Genomic DNA, 24,754 nt, shown 5'->3' with positions numbered 1-24,754 from the left:
AACTACTCTTTCACTCCTCCTTGTGTAAGCCCTCCAACGATGTAATCCTGTAACACCAGGAAGAAGATCACCATCGGAACTGCCCCGATGAGAGCCGCTGCAGTGAATGGACCCCAGCTTGTCTCGAATCTTCCCGAAAACTGCCAGAGCCCTACCGCGTAAGTCCATTTGTTCATATCCTGGAGGAGTATCCTGGCAATCAAATACTCGTTGAAGATGTTCATAAATGTAAGAATAGCCACAACAGCCAGAATCGGTCTGGCAAGCGGCAAAATCACCTTTGAAAAGGCCTGGAATTTTGTGGCCCCATCGATCATTGCGGCCTCTTCGAGCGAGTTTGAGATTGTGTCATAATACCCCTTGATCAGCCAGATGTTGAAGGCTATTCCGCCGGAATAAGCGAAAATTAGCCCACCGAGTGTGTTAAGCCCCAGGAAGGGAATCACGCTCCCCATGAACTGTAGCAATGCGTATAGTGCAACCATGAACATTATCGTCGGGAACATCTGGATCAACAGCAGACCGAGTAGCCCCTGTTTTCTTCCACGGAATCGCATCCTGCTGAACGGATAGGCTGCAAGAGAGGCAACAGCGACGCTGATGAGCGACACGGACAGAGCAACGATTACCGAATTCAACAGCCATCTGACAAAATAAAAGTAGGTACTCTCCTTTTGAGCCCAGATCTGATTGGTTCTGAAAAGGGCCTTGTCTATCTCTCTCAAATCTTCGGAGTATGAAGATGAATAAGAGGCAGGTTTCTCGATCAGATCGGATATAAGCCTGGAGGCACGCTGGTATTTGGCGTTTACTTGTTGAAAGAGGGAATTGTACGTCTCCTGCATCTTTCCGAAGTCTTCCAGCGTTACTGAAGTTCCGAGAAATCTAAGATCTATGTAGTTGTTTACCTTCAAAGCGAGTTCATACTTCATAGACCTCATGCTGGAAATCAGCTGATTCAACAGGTCTGTTCCCTCTTTTGCCTCCACGTTAGCCCTGGCAAAATCATCGTACCAGGCAAGTGCCCTGTAGCGGTTTGAAGACCTTATTTTGAAATAGTCATTCAAAACATCTGTGAGACTCAGTACATAATCTCTGGCTTCATCCAGCGAGTTGATCTCCTCTTCCACAGACAACATGGCCGTTCTTACGTTTATCGCTTCCAGAGCCTTTGCGTATTCATCCTCTGCTATGTCTGCTTCTTCCTGAAGTGAGGAGATCTTTTCATCGAGAAGCTCGCTTTCCTCTTCCAAAGATTTCAGTTCCGCCCTGAGTTCTGTTGTGTTTTCTGAGACTTCAACGTACTCCGAGACACTAGCCTTTAGTACCGGAAGGATACGCGAGAGATTCGAAAGAGCGGTATTTATTACATCTATCCCATTTGAGACTTCAGAGTTTCCTGAGGCGCTTGAAAGAGTTTCTCTGTTGTCTGAGAACCAGGCCATTTCTCCTGACAGTTCGGAAAGAACTGCCGACAGTTCCCGGACATTCTCCATTTCCGATAACTGTCCTTGAACAGTATCGATGGTCTCCCTTGCAAAAATAACCTCATTCAATGAAGCCGTGAGTTTAGCTTCTGTGACGGCTGTTCGGTTTTCGATACCCTTCGAGATTACGATTTGCAGTGGAAGAATCAAAGCAGACAGCTTTCTCGTTTCCGATACCAGTGTAGGCATGGCAACCTGCAGCGAGTCTTCCAGCTCTGCCAATGCAGATTCTGAGACGACAAGTGACTTTTTAGCCGACTCTATTTTGCTCTCCACAACCGACAGCCTTTCGTTTGCCTCGATGTATTCATAGTATTTTGCTCCAAAAGCTTCTCCTGCAAGAGAGGACAACTCCTCAGATACGCTTTCAGCAGCCGCTGTTGCAGCTTCCCAAGCCTCACCTGCCGACTTGAAAGAATCGTAGAGACTTGTTCTAGTTCGACTCAACTCAGCGGCCCTGTCTTCTGGCAGCGATGATTCAACGTCCCTGAGATATCTGTTTATTACTCTTAGCCATTCAACCTTTCTCCATTCCGAGTAATCTATTTCAGAGAGAGATATGTAGTTTTGAATTGACTCCAGGGAATGGACTACTTCGACTTTATTCTCAAACTCGAGAGTCTCGATTGCGCTCAGTGTCTCGTTCCTGTGAACAAAGACTTCATCATAGAGTTCCCTGTATCTTTCAAGAGAATCAGAGATCGGGGCTGCTCTCTCACCAAGCAAATCCAGATAGAATCGATAGTCCCCCTCCAGAGATGGGGACGTCGTTTGAAGGATTTCGCCGATCGCATATGCTGTCTTAACTTCACCGACATCGCCGATCTCTTTCAGCCTTTCTTCGAAAAGGTTCTTGTCTTTGAGTCTCAGTTCGTTCATTTCCTCAATGATTTTGCTTTCCTTATCTATCAATGCATTCTCTATAGAGGTCGTGCCTTCTTCGACTGCAGCAACCTTGTCAACACTTTCATCCATTAGTGAGTCGAACTTGGCGAGATACCTCTCCACAGTTTTCTTCAGGTCCTCCTGACTTCTTCCCCTGTAATCTCCGGTGGCGTATGTGGCGCTTTGCAGATCGAGAATTAACCTTCCCACACTTCTCTCTGGAAAGAGGAGATTTCTGTAGTGCTGGAAAGTAACCCTGCTGGAGAAGAGGTTCGATGAGAATGCTGCCTGATCTCTCCTTATCGATGTGCTTACGAGCCAGACCATTGGGAAGAGGACCACCACAACGATGACGATCAAGACGATGTGTCTTAGCCAATATTTCCCTCTCTCAACGGCCATTATCTGCTCACCTCTTCAAAGGAACCGGATAGTTTGAAGTTTATCCAGCTGAAGCCTGCTACGATTATGAATATGATTATTGAGATAGCGCTTGCAAAACCGAAATCCTGACCTCTCCCCTCAAAGGCCAGCTTGAATGTGTATGAGATCAGGATATCCGTTGCTCCCGCCGGTGTCGAAGCTCCCACAATGGCCGGACCACCCTGCGTAACAAGATAGATTCCCGTGAAGTTGTTGAAGTTGAATGCGAAGCTACCAACAAGTAAAGGAGCAATGGTAACCATAAGCAGGGGGAAGGTGATCTTTCTGAATCGCTGGAATTTCGTTGCACCATCTATCGAGGAAGCCTCATAAAACTCTTCCGGTATGCTCTGAAGAGCTCCCAGGCTAACAGTCATCATGTAAGGAAATCCCAGCCAGGTGTTGACCAGCAAGACAGAGACTTTCGCCCAGAAGGCATCGTTCAACCACTTTATGGGTTCCATCCCGAATAGCCCCTGGACTATGAACCTGTTCAGCACACCATAGGTCTCGTTGAAGAAACCGTTGCGCCATACCAGAGCGGAAATGAACGCGGGTACGGCCCAGGGAATTATTAGCAGTGTTCTGTATATTTTTTTCCCCTTCAGTCTTCGATCGTTTAGCGTAATAGCTAGAGCGAGCCCAATTGTGAATGAGAAGAGCACACTCAAACCCGCCCAGGTGAAGGTCCAACCAAAGACCTGAAAGAACGGACCGCTTATCTTGGGGTCTTGGAACATCCTCACGAAATTCCAGAAGCCGACATCCGATATGTATCCCTCAACGGCGAACTCATTGCCGTTTTCGTCTATATCGTAGAAGAACCCACCTTCTTCAACGAGAGTTCTCTCTGTCTGTCTGTTATACACAACGGTCTCCTGAACGGCTCTTCCAGCCGAGAAGGTCGTTTCGGCCCTCAAAGCGTATTTCCTTTCCGTTGTTGCAAAGGTAGTGTAGAGAGAGTTTGGGAACAGCCTTACTTGATTCCCCTCACTGTCAGTGAACTCCGCATTTCGCAGCCAAATTCCTCTTATTTCACTGAAATAGAATGATGCGTTTGGCCTCGTAGAACTGTCCTGAGGAGAATAGAAGTATATGAACCGCTCACCGGAATCTGCCCGGATTGCGAGTATCCTGTCGTCTGGGGATCTTGATAGAGTGTAGTTGACGCTCCCAATCGAGAAGCTGTCCCCGCTTACCTCATACATCTTGGCTGTCGCAAGCGATATGTTGCCCTCGGCGTCTCTACTGATTGCCTGGGGACGCGGAGCGGCAAACAGGCTCCCGTTTTCCTTGGAATTGAGCAAAGTGATGAATCTGTCTGTCGGATTGTAGTTATCGAGTTCAATATAAATCGAGAACTCGAATTCCTCTGGATTCTCAGGGATGTAGAAGTAATCACTGAGAAGTTTCTGAATCGACTGTTGCCTGGTGAAGAGATGTCCGGTCCCGTAATTTGTGAAGGCAGTTCTGAATGTGTAATACATCGGATATAGGGTGAGGATGAAGAGTAGGATCATAGCGGGAATCATGTATCTGTACGGATAACCCTTCGGATTCAAAGCGATTATGTCGATGAGCAAGGTCAAGACGACCATAGTGACCATCAAACCAAAATTTCCATCGGCGTACAGCAGATATATGCTCCACAAAGAAAAGGCATTGAATATTGCAAGAATGGCGAGAAGAAAGAGAAAGATTACAAATCGCCTTACACTCAAGGTAATCCCTCCAGGCAATTAGAACCAAAGCGCGGGAGGTAACCCGCGCTCAGCCTAACCAAGTTTAGAGATGCGAACTATACGAAAAGTAATACTAGTTAGTTTCCTATAGTGGTCTTTATCTTCTCAACTGCCGAATTGAAAGCATTTTCCACGGTATCCTGTCCGTTGATTACAAGTCCGAGTGCGTCTGCCATGGCTCCCCATACGCTAGCCATCTCGGGCACGTTAGGCATTGGGGTTCCTACGGAAGCGCTCTTAGAGAACTGAAGAACGTCATAAAGCTCTGGACCTGCGTCGGCTTCAATGAAGGAGAAGACGTCTGCCCTTGCAGTTCCCCTTCTTTCCCCGAGGAACATGCCGTACTGACCGTCGAAGCTCCCTATGTAGTTTACTACGAACTCAGTGGCTTCAAGTTTGCTTGAAGACTTCGAGTTTATCATGAAGCCCTGTACTCCGACGAATGGTCTCGGAGTTGTACCGTCATCGAATGTGATTTCGCTGAAAGGAAGAATAGCGTAGTCGATACCTGTATCACGGTAGCTTGGGGTCGCCCATATACCGTTAACGATGAATGCGGCCAGTCCGTCTTTGAACAAAGAGTCCATAAGGTTGTAATTTGGACCGCCAGGGATTAGACCTTCGTCGAACCAAGACTTTATTAGGTTTCCGCCCGCAACCGCGCCCTCATTGTTCAGGCCAATATCGGTTACATCAAGGCCCGCAGCGGTTTCCTTGAAGATATAGCCGCCTCTTCCCAGTATGAAAGGAGCAGAGTGATAGAAATCTCCAACTGCGTAGATCAAGCCCACGACTTCATCGTCTGAAGCTTCGAAAGCCAGTTCTTCGAGCTCTGAGATTGTTTTCGGTGCTTCAAATACTAGATCCTTGTTGTAGATGATTGCAATCGCTTCAACAGTATAGGGGACACCGTAGAGGTTTCCACCGTAGCTAAATGCATCTAGTGCAACATCGTAATATTGATCGGCCTCGGGAAGAAATGGAATTGGTTCTATAAGACCGTTGATCGCAAGCTCCCCGACCCAATCGTGGGCACCGACAATAATATCGGGACCCTCTCCGGCAGGAGCCGCTGTGAGGAACTTAGACTTTATGTCTCCAAAATTTACCTGCTGAATCTCCACTTGGATGCCATAGTCGCTTTCGAAATCGGCGGCGAGCTTCTCAAGTGCCGGAATCTGATTTTCCGAGGACCAAATTACCAGTTTTGCGCTTACAAACGACAACATCACAATTAGCAAAACAAGAACAGCTGTAAGCTTTCTCATCTTTAGAACCCTCCTTTAGTAGAATAGGGGTACTCCCTGAATAAATTGTATCAGAAAGTTCCGTTTTATTTAAGCTGTGTTACTGCTGCTACGGAATAAAAAGACGCCTTCATTCCTCGTGAAGGCGTCCAATCCTTGTTAATGTTCCGCCAATAGCTCTAAAGGTGCGTCAGCTCAGGTAAATATTGTTAATACTACAAATCAAACCGGATATACAGTTATTCCCTCTTTGAAGTCTTTCGCAACGTCAAAGTCGACCCGTAATGAGTTTTGGTATCTTTGAGCGAGGAATTTCTTCCCAACCTCGCCAAGAAGTAGGTAGATCAGAAGGTCTTCATCATTTTGTGCCAAAAGACCTAGCTCGCTCCTGCCCTTTTCCACTTCGAGATCGAGAGTGTCGCCAGGTCTGTGTGAAATCGACTCTTCGACTCCCATGACACGGGATTTCAAGGATTTCTCAATTTCTGCAGGTGGAGAGCCGTAGAAGCCCTTTATATATCTCTCGACTTCTTTCGTTATGGTTTTGTATCTCTCTTTGTTCATCACATTTAAGACTGCCTGAACACCTACTATCTGAGACGTTGGAGTTACTAGTGGGGGATATCCGAGATCGGCGCGGACTCTCGGTACCTCATCAAGAACCTCTTCGAATTTGTCACTCATATTCTGTGATTTAAGCTGATTGATCAGATTGGAGTACATTCCTCCGGGAATCTGATTCTCCAATACTGAGGTGTTTATCGTGAAGCCAGCGTCGGTACCACTGTGGTTTCTCCTAACACCGGCAAAGTAGTCGTTTATCTCTTTCAGGAGCGGATAGTCGGGTCGATCTGCAAGCCCGACATCGTGCAAAGCCGTCCAGATACTTTCAACACCGGGCTGTGAAGTTCCAAATCCCATTGAAGAGGTCGCGGTATCGAGAATATCAGCTCCGGCCTCTGCACTCTTTAGATAAGTCATGTCTGCGATTCCCGTAGTGAAATGAGAATGCACTTCCAGAGGGATTGGATGTCTCTTCTTAATCTCGTTCACAAGCGTGGTTGCCGTTCCAGGTTTCAAGAGGCCGGCCATGTCCTTTATGCAAAGGGAGTCTGCGCCAAGCTCCACGGCTTCATCGGATATCTCCACGAAATAGTCGATATTGTGAACGGGGCTGGTTGTGTATGACATTGCCACCTGGAGATGCATCCCACTTGCCTTAATTGCTTTTGCTGATTGTTCGAGATTTCTGAAGTCGTTGAGAGCATCGAAGATTCTTACGACATCTATGCCATGTTTTGACATAGTCTTCACGAAGAGTTCCACAACATCGTCCGCGTAGTTCCTGTAACCCAGTAGATTCTGTCCCCTGAGAAGCATTTGAAGCTTCGTCTTTTTGAATTTCTCCTTAAGGACATCGAGTCGTTCCCAGGGATCTTCATCAAGGTATCTCACGCAGGAGTCGAAGGTCGCTCCACCCCAGACTTCAACGGCATGGTAACCCACTTGATCGACAAGAGGGGCAATCTTCGCTAATTCGCTAGTTGTGACCCTTGTGGCCAGAAGTGACTGATGAGCGTCCCTCATCGTAGTATCAACGAAACAGACTTTTCTCAATTTAGTGCCTCCTCTCTGTGTACAATACAATGATAGAGGAGTGATGTTATGCGATCAAATAAAAGAGATTACGAATTCGACATAATTGTCATAGGTGCCGGCCATGCAGGAATTGAAGCTGCTCTTGTCAGTGCCAGGATGGGTATGAGAACACTTGTTCTAAATATCAACCTTGATACCGTTGGATGGACTCCGTGCAATCCGGCAATGGGAGGTCCGGCGAAAGGGGTTGTTGTGAGAGAGGTCGACGTTCTTGGCGGAGAGATGGCAAAATCGACCGATCGGGCATCACTCAACATTCGGGTTCTTAACACCAGTAAAGGAGCTGCCGTTAGGGCGTTGAGAGCGCAGGTGGACAAGAACAGATACAGCCAGATTATGAAAAGAGCGCTGGAAATGCAGGAAAACCTCCAGTTGCAGAGTGGAATCGTGAAGGCTATTGAAACCGAGAAGGGTCGTGTTACGAGTGTAGTGACTCACTTCGGGCTCAGATATTCTGCCCGCTCAGTGATACTCTCTTCCGGCACATTCTTGGGTGGGAAGATATTCATTGGGCCGCATGAATTCCCGGCCGGCCGGCTGGGCGAGTTCCCCGCCACAGAATTGACTAATTCTCTTAAGTCGATAGGATTCGAAGTGAGACGCTTCAAAACCGGTACTCCCGCAAGAATCGCGGGTAGGTCCATCGATTTCAGCAGGATGGAACGTCAGGGAACAGCCGAGAGTCCGCTGGCCTTCTCGTATTTCTCTGAGCCATTCGTTCTTGGCGACGAGCATCCGTGCTGGATCACCAGGACAAATGAAAGAACTCATGACATCATCAGGAGAGATCTTCACTTCTCTCCGCTATATGGTGATGTTAAACTTATCGATTCCAGAGGGCCGCGATACTGTCCCTCAATAGAGGACAAAGTAATCAAATTCTCTTCTAAAGAAAGCCACCAGCTTTTCATCGAACCTGAAAGCGCCCTGAGTGACGAATGCTATTTGAATGGCCTTTCCACAAGCCTTCCCTATGAAACTCAGCTGGAGATGATAAGGACGATCCCGGGACTTGAGAGAGCTGAGATAGTCAGGCCTGCTTATGCAGTGGAATACGATTATATAGATCCGACTCAGCTCTTTTCCACACTTGAGAGCAAACGGGTCGAGAATCTTTATTTCGCCGGTCAGGTGAATGGTACCAGTGGCTATGAAGAGGCGGCAGGACAGGGGCTGATAGCAGGCATAAATGCATCTGCGAAATTGATGGGAGAGAAGCAGCTCGTTCTCGGCCGCTCAGAAGCTTATATTGGTGTCATGATCGACGACCTTGTAACTAAAGGAGTTGATGAACCTTATAGATTGCTCACATCCAGGGCAGAATATAGATTGCTTCTAAGGCATGATAACGCTCACATTAGGCTCTCGGAGTATGGTTGGAGATATGGCCTGATTCCAAAGTGGTTTAGAGAAAAAGTGGTCAGATCGACACTGGAGATAAAAGCGCAGCTTGACAGGCTTGACAAGACGACGGTTAGGCCGTCCGAAGGTCTGAATCAGATGCTGCTGAGCAAGGGAAGCACAAGACTGGATTTTGCCACGAAGTTTTCAGCATTGATGAAGAGGGCTGGCGTCTGTTACAGAGATATCTCGGTATATGATCCCGAACCGATTCTCGATGATGATGTGATCGAACAGGTGGAGATAGAGATCAAATACCGCGGTTATGTAGAAAGGCTTAAGGAGGAGGTCCGGAGACTTGAAGAAATCGATGAGGATCTTATTCCCGCAGATCTCGATTATGATAAAGTTTCCAATCTTTCAACCGAAGGAAGAGAGAAACTGAAAAAGACCAGACCTGCTTCTATAGGTCAGGCAACGAGGATCCCGGGCTTGACACCCTCCGACATAATGAATCTTTCATTTCACATCAAACGCAAGAAGAAATCGTAAGTTCAAAGCCAAGTTCGAATCTTATCCCGATAGCAAGGTCTGCAGTGTTTTCTCCAGATCTCTATGTTCAATCGCCTTTCCGTCTTTCAAAAGAGAAAATGCGGCTTTTATCACAAGAACTCGAGGATACTTCACAGTCATTTCCTGAACCGGATCTGCAGATATCTGAAGACCCACAGAGCTGCTGTTTAGCATTGGACCATCTCCTGAACCTCTTGACACAAGCCATGAGGAATATTATAATCAATTCTGTGCCTGGGCTCGTAGCTCAGTTTGGTTAGAGCTTCCGGCTCATAACCGGGCGGTCGGTGGTTCGACTCCACCCGAGCCCACCAGACATGGCGGCTATATGCCGCCTTTTTCTGTACTAATTCTAGCAGTTTTACTGCTATTCTTCAAGATAGTTTGCTTAAATTTAACATATAAGTGACTAATCGTAAATAAAGATGAAGAATTATTTATGTAGAATACGGACTTTGATTCCGGAGCCCGTTTTTGTTCAAAGTCTGTAAACCAACCTCCCGTCAACAAAGGTCATTTCTGCGGGAGTATCTTGAGTTGCCTTCAGTAAGTCGACATTTATTACAAATAGGTCTGCCCTATCCCCATATTTGAGGGAAATTGAATCGGTGTTGTTTGCGAGAATATGTCCATTTGAACTGTACATCTGGATGCTATCTCTTCTTGAAAAAAATCTGTCGGCCGAAGTGAGATTGCGAATCACTGAAGTGCCCTCAACAGGGGAGTCGGTTGATATTGCGAGTGTCACTCCCATGTCTCTCAGCTTTCCGAATGGGTAGGCGTCTTTCATGCGGAGCGGACCGAATCTCTCAGGTGCGATGATTCTGTCGGAATCAGCAAATATCGGCTGAATCGAGGCCGTTAGCTTTTGATCTGCCATCCGTTTTATTTGTTCTTCAGAAGCAATTTGGACATGAATCAATCTGTGCTTCAACGACTCGCTTACCGAACCTTCGAAGGCTTTCAAAGCCTCTTCAAGCGCCCGATCCCCTATCACATGGACGCAAACCTGGATTCCCTCTCTGTCGGCTTTCTTAACAATTACTCTTAACTCATCGGCGGTCATATATAAGACTCCCCTTTCGGCAGGGGAATCGTGATAAGGTGAGATCATCGCCGCTGTTCGTGCACCGAGGGAGCCGTCAAGATACAGCTTTGCGGCTCTAAGATTGAAGAAAGGGGTTTCGAATTGCTGCCCAAGCTTGATCAAGTCAAGTTGTTCTTCTTTTGATACACAGAACTTCTCGTAAATCCTCATATTAGTTGTACTGGAGAGGCTTTGCATAAGCAGTTCGTAATCGATTCCGTGATAATCGTCGCTGTGAACAGCTGTTACTCCGTACTTGAGGAAGGCTTGCGTTCCTGCGTGAATTGCCCTTTCCACTTCTCCGGGTGACAGTTTGATCTTACGATCAAGTTCCTCCAGGGCTCGCTCCTTCAGGAGTCCGAGCTCGATATCGGATCCGTCCAGTCCGTGAAGCCCTTCAAGACTGAAGAGCTTGATCAAAGGCGAATTTACAGTGGCGATGTGACCGCACCTTCTGGTCAGTATCACGGGCCTCGTTGTGATGGAATCAAGTACCTCCCTTACAGGCATGAAACCGAGCACTTCTTGATCCCAACCGCGCGCCCGCACCACTTCACGATCGACTTCCAGTCTTTCTGCAAGTGATTCAATTGAATTGCAGTCCTCTAGGTTTACTTCGAGACTCTTTCTTCCCGTACCTATGAGGTGAGCGTGAGAATCTACAAATCCCGGGTAAACGAACTTTCCGGTAATGTCTATTTCCAGTGCCCCTTCGGAGGGAGTCGGGGAGAGAACTCCCGTACTTATGTATAAGTCTCTTCGGAGGTATTTTCCATCTTCCACCGAATAAGCCAGGCCGCCTTTCAGCGAGTAATCTGTCATTGTTCTGCTCCCAGACTACCGGCGATTCGACCTCCCAGAGCGGCGTTGTTTATCAACAAGGAAATATTCGCATCGAGTGTCTTGCCACTTGAGAGCTCTGCCAGCCTGCCAAGAAGATATGGAGTAAGCGCCTTTCCGGAAATGCCATTCGTCTCTGCAGATTTAAGAGCCGATTCTATAAGGGTTCTGAGTTCATCAAAGTCCATTGAATCTTCTTCTGGTATTGGGTTTGCGACCAGCACTCCTCCTTCAATTCCTAGTCTCTCCTTTTCTTTCAGAATCTGAGCGGCCTCTTCAGGCGTACTTATCGTCAAGTTGATTTTGTATGGGCTTTTCGAGCAGTGGAAAAGGGGGAAGGAATCGGTTCGGTAACCTACTATCGTTACTCCAAAGGTTTCGAGAAACTCAAGCGTTTTCGGAACGTCCAGTATGCTCTTGACGCCTGCAGAGACCACTATCATTCTCGTTCTCGAAAGTTCAATTATGTCTTGAGACACATCCCAGTCGATGTCCCTATGAACTCCGCCAATTCCTCCGGTGGCAAAAACTGAGATTCCGCTAATTCTCGAAATTGCCATAGTGGCGCTTACCGTCGTTGCTGCGTCTCTCTTCATTGCTGTCGCATAGGCGATCTCAGCAGTACCGACTTTCAAGACATTCGATGCCGTACCAAGTTTCCTTATCTGTTCATTTGTGAGACCGACAACTATCTCTCCACCTAGTATTCCGATAGTCCTCGGAGTGCCTCCGTTTTCCCTTACGGCTCTCTCCATGTTCAGGGCAGTCTCGAAGTTTATTCCTTTAGGAAGACCATGAGCTATGACAGTAGATTCTAGTGCAACGTCTTTGTTCAACTAGGTTCACCTCTCATGAATTAGAGATACCGGAAAGCATTGGTTTTCACTTCGAAATCATCGGTATGACGATAATCAACCTAAAGTGAAATTGATCTCCGAAGCAGCTTTCCTGCTCCCTGACTGAATCAATTTTATCAGAACGTGATTGAAAAGGAAGAAACGTGATGCTATAATTTGCTCATTGTGCCCCTATAGTTCAACGGATAGAACGGCGGATTCCTAATCCGCAAATGAAGGTTCGATTCCTTCTGGGGGTACCAGAGCGAGGTTATCCTCGCCTTTTTTATTGGTAATTAGCATAACGGATACTAACACCGAAAAGGCTACTTAGGATTCGCTAATTAGTCGTAAATGCTGTCTTTTGCCTTTGCTTGGGTTTGAGAAGTATTCAATCCGGTCATAAAATTCAAGTGAATGACACCAATTTTCGAGGAGGTAATCTTGTGGCAGAAAATAGTCTGTTTGAAAATGCACTGAAGCAATTCAATAAAGCTGCCGATGTAATGGATCTTAGCCAGAGCATGAGACAAGTCTTGTCTTTTCCGAAGAGAGAACTCACGGTCAATTTCCCTGTCAGAATGGACAACGGAGAGATCAGGGTTTTCACGGGACACAGGGTGCAGCATAATATCGCGAGAGGTCCAGCAAAGGGCGGCGTTAGGTACCACCAGAACGTTACTCTTGATGAAGTGAAGGCTCTTGCTTTCTGGATGACGTGGAAATGTGCCGTGGTTGGCATTCCATACGGAGGCGGAAAAGGTGGCGTCTGCGTCAATCCTCAGGAGCTCTCTATAAGCGAGATTGAAAGACTTTCTAGAAGATACTTCTCCGAGATCCAGATAATAATAGGTGAAGGAGAAGACATTCCTGCGCCGGATGTGAACACTAACGCCCAGATAATGGCCTGGTACATGGACACTTACTCCATGAATGTCGGTCATTCCGTCCTAGGGATAGTCACCGGAAAACCTCTAGAAATTGGAGGTTCCAAGGGGAGAACGGAAGCTACCGGCCGAGGAGTCAGGGTAGTTGCCGAAGAGGCGCTGAAGTACAAAGATATGGATCCAAAGGAATCAAGGGTAGCCGTTCAAGGATTCGGCAACGTTGGTTCTTTCGCTGCGAAACTGATATCAGAAGAGATGGGTTCGAAGCTTGTGGGCATTAGTGACGTTTCAGGTGGACTATACAATCCTGACGGTTTCGATATTGACGATCTTATGGCATACAGAGATCAGAACAACGGAGTAATCGACGGTTATCCAAAGGGTCAGAAGATAAGCAATGAAGATCTTCTCGGGCTCGATGTTGACATCCTTGTTCCTGCGGCTCTCGAGAATGCGATAACTGAGAAGAATGCAAGGAATATCAGAGCCAAGATAATTGTTGAGGGTGCAAATGGTCCTATGACCCCGGATGCGGAAGATATCGTTCTGGCGAAAAACACTTTTGTTGTGCCCGACTTCCTCGCTAATGCCGGTGGAGTTACGGTCTCCTACTTCGAGTGGGTTCAGGGACTGCAGCACTACTTCTGGGATGTTGAAGACGTGAGGAGAGCTCTCCACAAGATCATGAGAGAGGCGTTCGGTTCGGTAGCATCTACAATGAATAAGTACAACATCGACATGAGAACGGCTGCTTACGTTGATTCTATTGAGAAAGTTGCACATGCTACAAAACTGAGAGGCATTTATCCCTGAAATATTAGAAGTCGTTTTACGGAGCGGAAGAGAAATCTTCCGCTCTTTTTAATTCTGAGTAGGTGAGATCAGATCATGACCTTTCCGACAAAAAGAAGTTGTCTTCAACCCTGTAAGCGGTAAGGTAGCCGCCGTAAACACATCCGGTGTCGATCCCGATCTTTCCTTCTTGAACGAGAGGACCACTTATCAGAGGAGTATGGCCGTAGATCACCGTGCGATTCTTCAGTGGATTGGAACTCCTGAGAAAGGGCTCTCTAATCCACATAAGATCATTTGGACTCTGCTTTTTTAGCGGGATGCCAGGCCGTACCCCAGCGTGCACAAAGAGGAACTTGCTCTTTTCGTAGTATAAGAGAGTTTCATTTAGAAATTCGATATGATAATCGGGAACCGACCTGATGCTGCCGTAACTCCTGATTGTCGTTTCCATACCGTTGTATGCCCATATTGTGGACCCCTCGGCGCCTCTCAAGTAATCGAGGAACATCTGTTCATGGTTTCCTCTGATGAAATTGCAGCGATGGTTAACTGAAAGTGCAATTAGGAAGTCTAGGACCCCTCTGGGATTGGGACCACGATCTACATAATCTCCAATAAAGACAAGGGTGTCGTCATCTTTCAGCTTGATTGCTTTGATGAGTTTCTTCAGCGGCGACAGACAACCGTGAATATCTCCAATCGCATAGGTCAAGCCAGGAGACTCCTCATTAACAGTTGCCAGAGAAAGGAGATAACTATTCCTACAACTGGGCTGATGATCCACTCCTTCTTGCTGTCCTTAGAAAACACTGCACGGAAAGCCAATCCGGCCACAACGGAAATAATCGCCCAAGTCCAGTGATTTGCAAGAATGAAGATAAATATGGACATTCTCTCAGCGATTCCAATTGAGTCGGTAGCCTCTTCCGAAAGTATGGTCCCTCGAAGAAAGTACGTGACACCTACGGTTACCATAAGCATTCCCATAAGATACCAGGAAAACTCCACAGTTACAAATGATTCAACAAGGAAGCTTCTTCCCAGTAAGGTGAAAAAAAGCAGCAGGAAGAACGCAATGACTTCGATCAAAGGGTTTGACAACCTCTTGCGGCCCATGTCAGCAGTAACTGTCAGGCCGATAGAAAGTATCAGTAAAAGTATTCCAAGAGGACTCGATAGAAAAACATCGAAAGTAAAGGCAAGGAAGATCAGAACGACCCAGATGAAATGCATCCAGAACTTCTTATCGTCCATCTTTGCAAGCTTTCGATTATTTACAAACGCATGATCAACTACATAGTAAGCCACCAGAAGATGTAATGGCATATCTCAACCTCCGATCTTCTTTTTGCTGTTCCATGGTAGCACAGGAACTAGAAAGGTTGCAACAACAAGTGCGGCAAGAACCCCAAAACCGAGGCTTATGCCGAATGTGCTCAGGAGTTTTCCCCTTGCAAAAATGAACGAGAAAAAGGTTAGCATGGTCGTTGCCGAAGACATGGTTATTGATTTGAAGGTTCTGGCCAGCTCTGCGTTCTTCTTATCCCTAGAACTATGTATAACGTAAACAAGTGAGTCTACACCAATTCCAATTATCAACGGTGCAGAGATTACAGTGACAAAAGTCGTTTCAATTCCCATCAATTCCATCAAACCGAACATCGACATCAGAATTCCAACCATTAGAACGAATGTCTTGAGGCCATCTATAACGGACTTTCTTTCGATAGAAACGACGACAAAGATTGCTACGAAGGCAATCAGACATATCGGAAGGGAGACGATTCTCACAAGGTCCATCAGGTAATGGAAGACCTTGGGATATCCTCCGAAAGAATCTCTGAGTTCAGGACTGAGACTGTCGTAAATAATCTTGATAACATTGTTTCTATAGATTGTCGATGATGGTTCGGAGTTCAGAACGAAATACGTCTCACCATTGGCAGCCTTATAGAGAAGCTGATCCCTCAGGCTTTCCGGTATTATCTCGGTTGCAAGGTCAATAAGATCATTCGAGCTTTCGATGGATTCCGCTTTGTCAAGCAGTTCTACAACGAAGTCATAATAATTTGCTTTCTTGAAGACGGCCTCAATTAACGGTGAGTTTCTCAGCGCATCGATTTCCCTTGTAACTTGCTGCATCTGGTTAATGTAATCTCCCTCTCCTCCTTCGATAACAGAGAGTATTGAGAAGGAGCTCTTGAAGTTCGGGTTGTGATCGATTTCCTCATGCGCCCTTCTTAGAGAATCAATATCTGGAAGTATAAATGGCACTGTGTTTATAATGCTTCCACCGAAGGTTCTTTCAATTAGGGTGGGAACTGCGATTTGTTCTGAGTCTGTTGACATTAATCCGGGTGGAGTATAGGAAAAGCTTCTGATATTGTTCAGACCAAGATAGCTGAGCATAAGGATAAGCATGAAGACAACTCCTCCGAAAACGATGCCGAATCTCAATATTACCTTCGCTATTCTCAGGAAGAATCTGTCTAGCAGATGAATGTTTGCCTTCTTTCCCGGATTCATTACGGTCTTGATCGAAATTGCCGGGAGATAGACTGTCATTACGATAAAGAAGACGACAATACCGATTGCGGAGAGAATCCCCAGTTCCCTAATCGCTGGTGAGTTGATAACAGCAAGAATCGCGAAAACCAGCGCAGTCGTGATCATACTTGCGGATAGAGGTTTTATGAGCGCTTTGTAAGAGTTATGAAGAAGGGATACCGGATCCTTTTCTCTTGTAGCTCCGTCCGATAATCTCGTGATCATGTGAATTCCGTAGTCAATTCCCAGTCCAAGGGTTATGGCCGTTACGAAAGTGGTGATAATATTCAACGAACCGAAGATCATATATGAAAGGCCAAGCGTAATGAACATAGAGATTGCCAGAGAAGAAAAGACGCACAGAGTGATCTTCAGACTCGAGTACGCAAAAAAGAAGAGAAGAGAGATTCCAGTCAGTGAGAGTATTGTGGTGAGAATGAAGTCATCGTTAACTTGCTTGTGCGAGTCATAGGTCCCAAAGTGGTCTCCTGCCATTCCATAGGAAACACCGTATGACTTGGAAATCTCAGTTACCCACTCCCTCAAGCCCGGTATAACTCTTTTCACATACGAAACGTCTGAGGAAGGTCCATCTAGCCTGATGCCCATCACCAGAACCATTGGATCATTTACTGGAACAGACTCAGGTATTCTTACGAAGTTTAAGAAATCATCTTCAGTCGAGTCATCACCGACGAGAGTCTTAAGTTCTTCAAATCCAATTAGCATCTGTCCTAGGCTGCGAATGGCAGAAAAATCATGGTTGACAAGCATCTGCACTGTCCTTGTGAGATCTTGGTCACGGTTTCTCATCGAAGCAAGTTCGGCCGGGTCGACCATTAGCAGTCCCAGCGGTCCGAGATCCGACATGAGATCAAATCTCACGAAGGATTCGATGTTCTTAAATTCAGCCGCTCGATCGTAGATTTCTCTTGCAACAGCCGCCAGATTTTCTTTTCCCTTCTCTGTCTTGTCCTGCGTTTGAAGAACTACGTAGGTGACACCTCCAGATGTGTCACCGCTAATGAAGCGATTGTACTGCTTCACAATCGGATCGTCCTGCGGAAGTATCTTTAGCAGATCTGAATCAACGCTAAGCTTCATCGAAAGATAGGCACCGAATGCACCAAGGATGAAGAAAAACACTATTACTGCCGCGCGGTGTTTTATTACGAACTCGCTCAATCTCTGCAACTAATCATCACTCACCGTCAATTATCCCTTGTCCATAGAAGAGCCAACTCTAGTATACCAACTTTCGTACGGCTTGCATGTATTTTGAATCGGCGTTTGTCAGATCCTCATTTTCTTATCAGGAAATGCCTGACGGGAAGAAAAGGTATTGAATAGCGTTCTACTGTCTGCAGGAACAATTGACTAACAGAAGTACCTTCTCTAAGGACTACAACCGGTCCTGCACCTGAGAAAACATCCGAGACGAACCTTCCCGGGCTGAAAGCGTTTATGAAGTGCACGCGGTCAAATTCAAAACCGTCTTCCAGGAAAGAGTTATAGTCAGACTCCATTACTAATGTGTAGCCCGGGACGTAGCTTAGTATGAAGATTCCGTAGTCAATAGACTCCCATTTTGTCACTGTGTTTCCTAAGATGTCAACAGTCTCTCTTTCTCTGACGCCCTTCTTACCAGTCTCTATAACAAACAAAGTCTGCAGTTTCGAGAAGACCTCGGAATAGGGAGATATAAATGTCCTGACACCGTTTTCAGTCGACATAATCCAGGGACCAACTCTTTCCCTCTCGAGTTGTTCAAGCACTGAACTGAATTCTCTCACGGCCTCAAGATGGTCTTTGAAACCCTCGAGAACGGGCAAGAATCTATTCCTAAGAAAGAAGTCGGGAGCTGCACTGCGTCTCCCGACATTCTGAATAGCTTCAAAATTGACATAGACTATGACTAAAAGCCCGCAAACTAGAGCAATCAGCGAGATTATGATTGGCAGACTTGCGATCTTCAATTCTCAGTCTTCGCTCCTAATTGCTCAAGTATCGTCTCCAGAGCTTTTGATAGCTGAAGGTCATTTTCGACATCTACTGATGCCTTCGACAGTGTCAGCTCTCGTCCATCTTCTCCGGGGACGTCTTCTCCGGGCTCTACAACGATATCAGGTTCTATCCCCTGAAGATGGATATCATTTCCATCTGGAGTGAAATAGTGGGCAGTGGGGAGCCAGATTTCTCCACCGTTTGAAAGATTGAATACAGTTTGAACGGCGGCCTTTCCGAAGGTCTTGGTACCAATAACCGTTGCAAGTCCGTGATCCTTCAGAGCACCAGTCAATATCTCTGAAGCTGAAGCACTTCCATCATTGACAAGGACCACAATTGGTTTATCGGCGAAGTAGGTGTTGTATCTTGATCCCCAGGAGTTGTATACCTCTTCTTGCCCATCTCTGTACCTTATCGTTATCACTCTCTGCCCTTTGGGCAGCATGAGTGACGAGATGTTCAGAACACTTTGCAGAAGTCCGCCTGGATTGTTTCGGAGATCAATTATGTAGGCCTTGCTGTTTCTGCTAAGGTTTAGAGCATCCTGGAATTCATCGTAAGTGGGTGCGTTGAAGCCTGTTATCTGTATGTAAGAGATTTCTAAGTCTTCGACAGTTAGCAGTTCGCTCTTCACGCTCCTAATTTCTATAAACGCCCTTGTAATTTCCACGAAGAAGGGTTCTGAGACGGACTCTCTATAGACCTCCAGCATCACATCAGTACCGGGGTCGCCTCTCAACATGTTGACGGCGCCGTAGTAACCGACATCAGATACGGGGACATCGTCTATTGTGAGAATCAAATCGCCCGTCTTCAAACCGACCTTCTCAGAAGGGCTCCCAGCCATAGGCGCCACTACTTCAAGACAGTCGAATTCAATATTATACTGAACGGTAGACCCTATTCCACCGTATTTTGAGGTTGTATCCAGTTCGTTTTCCTTTGTCTGGACAGGGTCGAAATACCATGCAAAAGGATCGTCAAGGCCACGCATTGTTCCTGTCAGAGTCTCATTTAAAATCGCGTCATAATCTACCTTTTCAATATCGTAATAGTTGCGATCTATGTAGCTGAGTATCTGAAATACAGGACTGAATTTCTCGAAAACCTCATCTTCCGTCATGGACGTAAACGCCCCTAGAAAAAATACTGAGACCAGTACTGAAATCGACGCAACTATCTTAAGGGCTTTCCCTCTTGACATTAAACTTCCTCCCTTCAGCTTTTATGCCGAACACCAGGTATGTTGTATGACCAATCATTCTGTCTTCCGGTCGAAACCTCTCGGGATTTGTCTTGTAGTTCCTGGCCATTATCTCCCACACCTGAATATCAATAACTCCGAGATTTCTGAGAATTTCTATCGTTTCCTGAACCTGGTTGGTTGTAGGACAGATTACACAAATTCGTCCACTTCCCTTGAGAATCATTATCGAAGTTTCAAGAGAAGTAGAAGGTTCCGGTACATCGAGAAAGAAGGCGTCAGCCCTTTGCCTTATATCGCATTCAGCGATCTCCCCTGCTACGAAGGATACCCTTTCGATGAAGCCCAGACGGCTGACATTTTTCTTAGCCTTCTCAAGAAAATCCGATCTTTTCTCAAAGGATACGACCTTGCCCGATTCGCCCACCTGCCGGGACAAAATTGAAGTCATCACGCCGGTTCCGGTTCCGGCTTCGTAGACTACATCTCCCGGTTTTATGTCCAGGGTCAATAAGATGAATGCCATATCCTTTGGATAAACTATCTGAGTAGATCTTTTCAGAGAAAAAATCCCGTCGATCATAGATGGTTTGATAAGGTAAGCATTTCGAAGACCTAGGTTTATTCTCTCTCCGAATTCCTTTCCAACCAGGGAATCCATAATGAGATTTCCAAAATGCGTTTTGAGAATGCCGCCCTTCTTCACCTCAGAGAAGTACCTCGTTTCCTCATCTTCGAGCAGAATCAGTACGTTGTCACCGTATTCGATCATCTAGACTCCTCTGAGCTTAATTATGTTTTCAATGAGATTGTCAAGCTCCTCGATCTGTCCAGACTCATTAGCTTCGATAACGCATTTTCTCGCGTAGCCCTTGACAATCATCTCGGATACTCTTGACAAAGCGGAGTTCACGGCCGAAACCTGGGTAAGGATGTCTCCGCAAACCCTGTCGTTTTCAACCATTTTCTGCAAGCCTCTGATCTGGCCCTCGATTCTTTTCAGTCTGTTTAGGACCGCCTTTCTGGTCTCTACGTCTACTCCTTGCATGCCCCCACCTCTTCAGGAACTGAACACACTTCCACCTATGAACTCCTTAATTATTGAAGTTCTTGGAATATCTTCCAGATTTGTCATAGGTAGCAGGTAATCTATGAACCTCAAAAGCCTCTTTGCTTCGAGATACTCGGGTACTGAATCATCTATCTGAACAAGTAAAGGTTCCGCAAATCCCTTCAACGCAGCCAGCTCGTAAACAATCGCGGAATTAAACATTACGTCTGCCTCTTCCTGGAAGGGGAATATGTACTTGTCCTCTCCTCTCCTCACGCTGGACCACATTCTTATTGTGTCAAGCGCAGAGTGCCCTCTAAACCTGTTGTCACGCACAATCCTGCGCAGCAGTCTGACGTCTGTAGTTGGTATTCTGTTCAGATTGTCGAGGTTCATCTGAGTAAGAGCGCTGACGTAGATCTTGAATTTTCTTTCGCGAGGGACCGATCTGCTTAGCAACTCATTCAAACCGTGTATTCCTTCGATTATTACAGGTTGGCCCTCGGTGATTTTGATCGGTGTGTCGTGAAATCCGCTCTTTCCCAGGATAAAATCGAACCTTGGAAGCAATACCTCTTTTCCATTGAGAAGTTGCGAAATCTGTTCGTTGAAAAGATCAATGTTTAGAGCATATATCGATTCGAAATCATAGTTTCCGTTCTCATCCTTTGGAGTCTTTTCTCTATCTACAAAATAGTCGTCCACAGATATCTGGACAGGTTTCATGCCCAGGACCTTCAGATGAAGCATCAGTCTCTGAGAAAAGGTCGTTTTGCCCGAGCTTGAGGGTCCAGCGATTAGTATAAGGCTAGGCTCCCTGTGTTCGGAAATGCGATCTGCAATCGCTGCGATTTTCTTCTCATGAAGGGACTCCGCAATGTTCACTATCTCTCTGATTTCCTTCGGTCCCCTGCATATTATTTCGTTCAGTTCTCCCACAGTCTTCACACCGAGGATCTTTCCCCATCTCTCGTGCTCAAGAAAGACGCTGGAAATCTTAGGCTGGTCTACAAATTCCGGTAGTTTAACGGGTTCTCTCGTACCGGGAAGATTGAGAATAAAGTAATCTCCGTAAGGGATCAGCGCAAACTTCTTCACTGTGCCGGTTGAAAAAGGCATGTAACCGTAGAAATAATTCAAGTATCCCTTGCACCTGTAGATATTGACAGTGGACTTTTTCCTGTATTTGAAAAGCAGAGCCTTATCTATCTGCCCGTCTTCTTCAAATGACCTTATCGCCTCGAACTTACCAAGGGTCCCTTTCTCGAAAACTGCATCCTCTTCGACAAGTTCTTTCATCCTCGTCTCAATCCTCTTCAAGTTTTCAGGAGAGATTTCGACCCCTTCGATGTCACACACAAGACCAGGGCCCCTTGAGTGGTGAACGTTTAGCTGGGCAGTTCCGAATAGCTCCCTGATCGCAATAAAGAGAATAAAGAGAGTTCCCCTCGTGTAGATTCTCATCCCGTCGATCGAAAAGAGATCAATGAACTCGATTTCCTGCTCACCGTTGACTTTTCTACAAAGCTCTATAAGAGAATTGCCAGATTTTGCGGCCATTATTGGAGCTCTGTGGAAGCTGTCACACATTTTGGAAAGTTCATAGAAGGTAGTCTCTTCGGTTACCGGAATCTTCTTACCTAATTCCTTTACGAAAATCTCGTGGTTAGCCATAGAATCACTCCAAATCATTGACACCACAAATAGTCGATGTTAGAATCTATTTGCTGTGGGGCGTAGCCAAGTTGGTAAGGCATCAGATTTTGGCTCTGACATCCGTAGGTTCGAATCCTGCCGCCCCAGCCAGAGAAGGGTGGCTTTCGCCACCCTTTTTCGTGACTAGTTAACTGTCCCGCTAGCCTCACTCTCGAAACTTACGTCCAGATCGACATCTCCTATTGGTGAAGGTGTCTCGTTTTCAAATGGAACATTCAGTCCGTCTGAGCCGATTTCGGTGTCTAGACCTGTGTCGAGAGGCATGTCAACGTCCGTTGCTTCGTCCGTCTGAGTCGCGTCGGCGCTGGCTTGAGCATTCAGCTCGGAAATCTGGAATTCGATTGTCTCGATTAGCGATCCAATTGTCTCGTCCTCAGGGTAGAGTTCCAGGAGCTTTTCGAGATAATGCTTTTCACTCATGAGGTAGATCTGCATCATCTGCTCGTTCTCCTGTGATACGGCCATTTTCTCGTAAATATCGACAAGTAGATACAGAGCGCTGATCTTAAGATCGGTTGCCGCTTCAGTAGAATTAATGACTTTCTGATTGAGATCGCTCTCTATGCTTTGAACCGGCGAGTCAATTAGAAGCGACCTCGCCTGAGCACCGAAATACTGACCATAGTATTGAAGGTAACTGTCAAGCAGCTCGGGGCTTTCCAGTAGCGGCCTCACATTCATGTTGTAAGAATTCTCGTTGTACATGTAGGCTACCTCAGGATTGTCACCGTCAACCTGGTACATGTAGTTTACGACCCTAGTCGAATTGGGCATTACAGAATACAGGTATTTAACGGAATTCTCGAACCGCAAGTTCTTGTCATCGAAAGTCTTGCGTTTCTCGGTAAGCATTTCTTCGACCTCTTCAAGACTCTCGACACCAAATTCGCTGATGTACTCTCTGGCTCTTTTTGCTTCAAGGAGAATACCTCTAATCTCTGTCTCTGTTGAAGGAATCGTCTCAAGCTCGATCTCGATTTGCTCAGCCGACATGGATGTCGCCGTTGCCGGGAGCGCTAAAAGAAGATCCTGGAGATCCTCAAGGTCAAGTGTCTGATTCCTGAGATTTCCTATCTCGCTTTCAGCAAGCTCAGTGTAGAAGACAACAGGAAGGAAAGACTCTCCGACAAGTATGTTCCCAGATTCATCAAAGTAGTCTCTTTCAAGCTCTTCAAGAAGCTCGGAGGCTTTTTCTGGATCTGCCATCGCCTCGTCATATCTAGCGTACATTTGCAGATCGGGGTCATTTATCTCTTGCGACAAATTGCTCTTGTCCCTGTATTCGGAAATCCATGCGTTGAACTCTTCGTTTTCGAACTGGGTGAGCTCTGATTGATAAGAAGATGTACTGGCGAACTCCTCAAAACTGTCGAAAGTGGTTTTGCTGTTCACGAGTATAAGGTGATAGCCAAACTGTGATTCGACAGGTCCGACTACAACACCGGGTGTTGCATCAAAAGACGCGTCTTCAAACTCCTTAACCATCTGTCCTCTACTGAACTCGCCCAAAGCACCGCCATTGACTGCGGTACCTGTATCGATTGAGAAGCTTGTCGCTGCATCGGTGAATGAAATCTCTCCGTTATCAATCATTGTCTTAATCTCTAACGCGCTCGCTTCATCTGTGACCAGAATATGGTTGGCATCGACTCGTTCGTAATTTAGCTTCAGATCCTCCAGGTTCTCCTCAACGTATTTCTGGAATCTTTCATTCATGTCGGGGATAGCTTTGTTCGTCACATTTGTTGTGAGCAGTTGTGTCGCCACGTAGTCCCTTATTAACTCAGTAAAGGCATCAACCGAACCATACTGATAGATAATCGCAGATTTTGTCTCTTCGTCGGCAACGTATTGATCTACGACTCTCTTGGTTTCGGAATCTACCTGCTCCGTAGTCGGGAGAACCTCATTCTCAGTCGCGTACAGAAGTAGCGTCTTCTGGTCTACAAGTGACTGGAAAATATCGTATCTAATTCCCATCTCGCTGGGATAGTTTTCCGTATCAAAATATGGATCGAGATTGTACCCCTGACTCCTTAGGTTCGTAAGCGTATCGCGTACTGACGTTTCATACTCTGAATAGGTGATCCAGTAGTTAGAATCTGAGAGCGGTGTGCCGTCCTTCGTGAGACCGCCCACACTTTCACTGAAAGAAATTTCGGAGCCGGCATTCTGTTGATTACCCTGGGAGCCCCCTCCCAGATACTGCGCAACGGACCACCAGATTATTCCAACTCCAAAGAGTATGGCCACTGCCCAGACAACCGGCCGCTGAATAGATTTCATGAAATTAGAATTTCCTCTCGATTTCCTGTTTGGCATTTACTTTTCAACTCCCTCCAAGCACCTAATACTCTACAACCAATAGGGGGAGGTTTATGCCTCCCCCGGCTTCACGAATTATACCATAGCAAGTATGCTCTTGTA

The 24,754-nt window shown here is 46.3% G+C and carries 18 protein-coding genes and 3 tRNA genes; 5 read left to right on the top strand and 16 right to left on the bottom strand.

Annotated elements, in window-relative coordinates; all coding sequences use genetic code 11:
* Positions 1–2: 2 nt before the first annotated feature.
* From Y697_RS07240 to Y697_RS07225, 4 genes are all read right to left on the bottom strand, one after another.
* Positions 3–2,774: an ABC transporter permease subunit gene (locus tag Y697_RS07240; protein WP_121550975.1), complete on the bottom strand. Its 2,772-nt coding sequence runs from the start codon at positions 2,772–2,774 to the stop codon at positions 3–5.
* Complete coding sequence (locus tag Y697_RS07235; protein WP_121550974.1) at positions 2,774–4,516, bottom strand: ABC transporter permease subunit; 1,743 nt, start codon at positions 4,514–4,516, stop codon at positions 2,774–2,776. The genes Y697_RS07240 and Y697_RS07235 overlap by 1 nt, the downstream gene beginning before the upstream one ends.
* 98 nt (positions 4,517–4,614) lie before the next feature.
* Complete coding sequence (locus Y697_RS07230) at positions 4,615–5,805, bottom strand: maltose ABC transporter substrate-binding protein (protein WP_121550973.1); 1,191 nt, start codon at positions 5,803–5,805, stop codon at positions 4,615–4,617.
* A 201-nt stretch (positions 5,806–6,006) separates the two neighbouring features.
* Entirely contained in the window at positions 6,007–7,401 is a 1,395-nt protein-coding gene (locus Y697_RS07225; protein ID WP_121550972.1) for a pyruvate carboxylase subunit B, read from the bottom strand.
* Positions 7,402–7,449: 48 nt separating this feature from the next.
* On the opposite strand from Y697_RS07225, the gene mnmG reads away from it, so the two are divergent.
* A complete protein-coding gene (gene mnmG, locus Y697_RS07220; RefSeq protein ID WP_121550971.1) occupies positions 7,450–9,336 on the top strand; it encodes a tRNA uridine-5-carboxymethylaminomethyl(34) synthesis enzyme MnmG in 1,887 nt (628 codons plus the stop codon).
* Positions 9,337–9,357: 21 nt separating this feature from the next.
* Here the strand turns inward: mnmG and Y697_RS14660 are convergent, their stop codons facing one another.
* Positions 9,358–9,531: a hypothetical protein gene (locus Y697_RS14660; protein WP_183083755.1), complete on the bottom strand. Its 174-nt coding sequence runs from the start codon at positions 9,529–9,531 to the stop codon at positions 9,358–9,360.
* A gap of 62 nt (positions 9,532–9,593) precedes the next feature.
* On the opposite strand from Y697_RS14660, the gene Y697_RS07215 reads away from it, so the two are divergent.
* Positions 9,594–9,671, top strand: a tRNA-Ile gene (locus tag Y697_RS07215).
* Between the two features lie 164 nt (positions 9,672–9,835).
* Here the strand turns inward: Y697_RS07215 and Y697_RS07210 are convergent.
* Positions 9,836–11,266, bottom strand: coding sequence for an amidohydrolase (locus Y697_RS07210; protein WP_121550970.1), 1,431 nt, complete (start codon positions 11,264–11,266; stop codon positions 9,836–9,838).
* On the bottom strand, positions 11,263–12,120 hold the full coding sequence (locus Y697_RS07205) for a pseudouridine-5'-phosphate glycosidase (RefSeq protein ID WP_121550969.1): 858 nt from the start codon (positions 12,118–12,120) through the stop codon (positions 11,263–11,265). The genes Y697_RS07210 and Y697_RS07205 overlap by 4 nt, the downstream gene beginning before the upstream one ends.
* Positions 12,121–12,308: 188 nt before the next feature.
* Between Y697_RS07205 and Y697_RS07200 the strand changes: the two genes are divergently transcribed.
* Positions 12,309–12,383: transfer RNA gene (locus tag Y697_RS07200), tRNA-Arg, on the top strand.
* Between the two features lie 183 nt (positions 12,384–12,566).
* The gene (locus Y697_RS07195; protein WP_121550968.1) at positions 12,567–13,820 is read left to right on the top strand and encodes a Glu/Leu/Phe/Val dehydrogenase; all 1,254 of its coding nucleotides are present in this window, start codon (positions 12,567–12,569) and stop codon (positions 13,818–13,820) included.
* Between the two features lie 73 nt (positions 13,821–13,893).
* On the opposite strand, the gene Y697_RS07190 is transcribed toward Y697_RS07195, so the two are convergent.
* From Y697_RS07190 to Y697_RS07155, 8 genes are all read right to left on the bottom strand, one after another.
* Positions 13,894–14,514 (bottom strand): metallophosphoesterase family protein, encoded by a 621-nt coding sequence (locus tag Y697_RS07190; RefSeq protein ID WP_121550967.1) that lies wholly within the window; start codon positions 14,512–14,514, stop codon positions 13,894–13,896.
* Entirely contained in the window at positions 14,511–15,128 is a 618-nt protein-coding gene (locus Y697_RS07185; protein WP_121550966.1) for a hypothetical protein, read from the bottom strand. Before Y697_RS07185 ends, Y697_RS07190 begins: the two co-directional genes overlap by 4 nt.
* A 3-nt stretch (positions 15,129–15,131) precedes the next feature.
* Positions 15,132–17,543, bottom strand: a complete 2,412-nt coding sequence (locus Y697_RS07180; RefSeq protein ID WP_121550965.1) for an RND family transporter — start codon at positions 17,541–17,543, stop codon at positions 15,132–15,134.
* Between the two features lie 107 nt (positions 17,544–17,650).
* On the bottom strand, positions 17,651–18,325 hold the full coding sequence (locus Y697_RS07175; protein WP_121550964.1) for a hypothetical protein: 675 nt from the start codon (positions 18,323–18,325) through the stop codon (positions 17,651–17,653).
* Positions 18,322–19,560 carry a S41 family peptidase gene (locus Y697_RS07170; protein ID WP_121550963.1) on the bottom strand — a complete coding sequence of 413 codons (1,239 nt, stop codon included), beginning with the start codon at positions 19,558–19,560 and terminating at the stop codon, positions 18,322–18,324. The genes Y697_RS07175 and Y697_RS07170 overlap by 4 nt, the downstream gene beginning before the upstream one ends.
* Positions 19,538–20,332, bottom strand: coding sequence for a tRNA (adenine-N1)-methyltransferase (locus tag Y697_RS07165; RefSeq protein ID WP_121550962.1), 795 nt, complete (start codon positions 20,330–20,332; stop codon positions 19,538–19,540). The genes Y697_RS07170 and Y697_RS07165 overlap by 23 nt, the downstream gene beginning before the upstream one ends.
* Positions 20,333–20,608 (bottom strand): metal-sensitive transcriptional regulator, encoded by a 276-nt coding sequence (locus Y697_RS07160; RefSeq protein ID WP_121550961.1) that lies wholly within the window; start codon positions 20,606–20,608, stop codon positions 20,333–20,335.
* Between the two features lie 12 nt (positions 20,609–20,620).
* Positions 20,621–22,285 (bottom strand): nucleoside kinase, encoded by a 1,665-nt coding sequence (locus Y697_RS07155; RefSeq protein ID WP_121550960.1) that lies wholly within the window; start codon positions 22,283–22,285, stop codon positions 20,621–20,623.
* A 56-nt stretch (positions 22,286–22,341) separates the two neighbouring features.
* Between Y697_RS07155 and Y697_RS07150 the strand changes: the two genes are divergently transcribed.
* Positions 22,342–22,417, top strand: a tRNA-Gln gene (locus Y697_RS07150).
* A 33-nt stretch (positions 22,418–22,450) separates the two neighbouring features.
* Here Y697_RS07150 and Y697_RS07145 read toward each other — a convergent pair.
* Complete coding sequence (locus Y697_RS07145) at positions 22,451–24,649, bottom strand: peptidylprolyl isomerase (RefSeq protein ID WP_121550959.1); 2,199 nt, start codon at positions 24,647–24,649, stop codon at positions 22,451–22,453.
* Between the last annotated feature and the right edge of the window lie 105 nt (positions 24,650–24,754).

The organism is Mesotoga sp. BH458_6_3_2_1 (assembly GCF_003664995.1).
Taxonomy (GTDB): Bacteria; Thermotogota; Thermotogae; order Petrotogales; family Kosmotogaceae; genus Mesotoga.
This window is presented reverse-complemented; position numbering and strand designations above follow the sequence as displayed.

Bases quoted from the DNA above. Each gene is read 5' to 3' on its own strand.
- mnmG (WP_121550971.1), top strand. From the start codon at position 7,450: ATGCGATCAAATAAAAGAGATTACGAATTCGACATAATTGTCATAGGT.
- Y697_RS07160 (WP_121550961.1), bottom strand. From the start codon at position 20,608: ATGCAAGGAGTAGACGTAGAGACCAGAAAGGCGGTCCTAAACAGACTG.
- Y697_RS07145 (WP_121550959.1), bottom strand. From the start codon at position 24,649: ATGCCAAACAGGAAATCGAGAGGAAATTCTAATTTCATGAAATCTATT.
- Y697_RS07240 (WP_121550975.1), bottom strand. From the start codon at position 2,774: ATGGCCGTTGAGAGAGGGAAATATTGGCTAAGACACATCGTCTTGATC.
- Y697_RS07185 (WP_121550966.1), bottom strand. From the start codon at position 15,128: ATGCCATTACATCTTCTGGTGGCTTACTATGTAGTTGATCATGCGTTT.
- Y697_RS07165 (WP_121550962.1), bottom strand. From the start codon at position 20,332: ATGATCGAATACGGTGACAACGTACTGATTCTGCTCGAAGATGAGGAA.
- Y697_RS07230 (WP_121550973.1), bottom strand. From the start codon at position 5,805: ATGAGAAAGCTTACAGCTGTTCTTGTTTTGCTAATTGTGATGTTGTCG.
- Y697_RS14660 (WP_183083755.1), bottom strand. From the start codon at position 9,531: ATGCTAAACAGCAGCTCTGTGGGTCTTCAGATATCTGCAGATCCGGTT.
- Y697_RS07210 (WP_121550970.1), bottom strand. From the start codon at position 11,266: ATGACAGATTACTCGCTGAAAGGCGGCCTGGCTTATTCGGTGGAAGAT.
- Y697_RS07155 (WP_121550960.1), bottom strand. From the start codon at position 22,285: ATGGCTAACCACGAGATTTTCGTAAAGGAATTAGGTAAGAAGATTCCG.
- Y697_RS07170 (WP_121550963.1), bottom strand. From the start codon at position 19,560: ATGTCAAGAGGGAAAGCCCTTAAGATAGTTGCGTCGATTTCAGTACTG.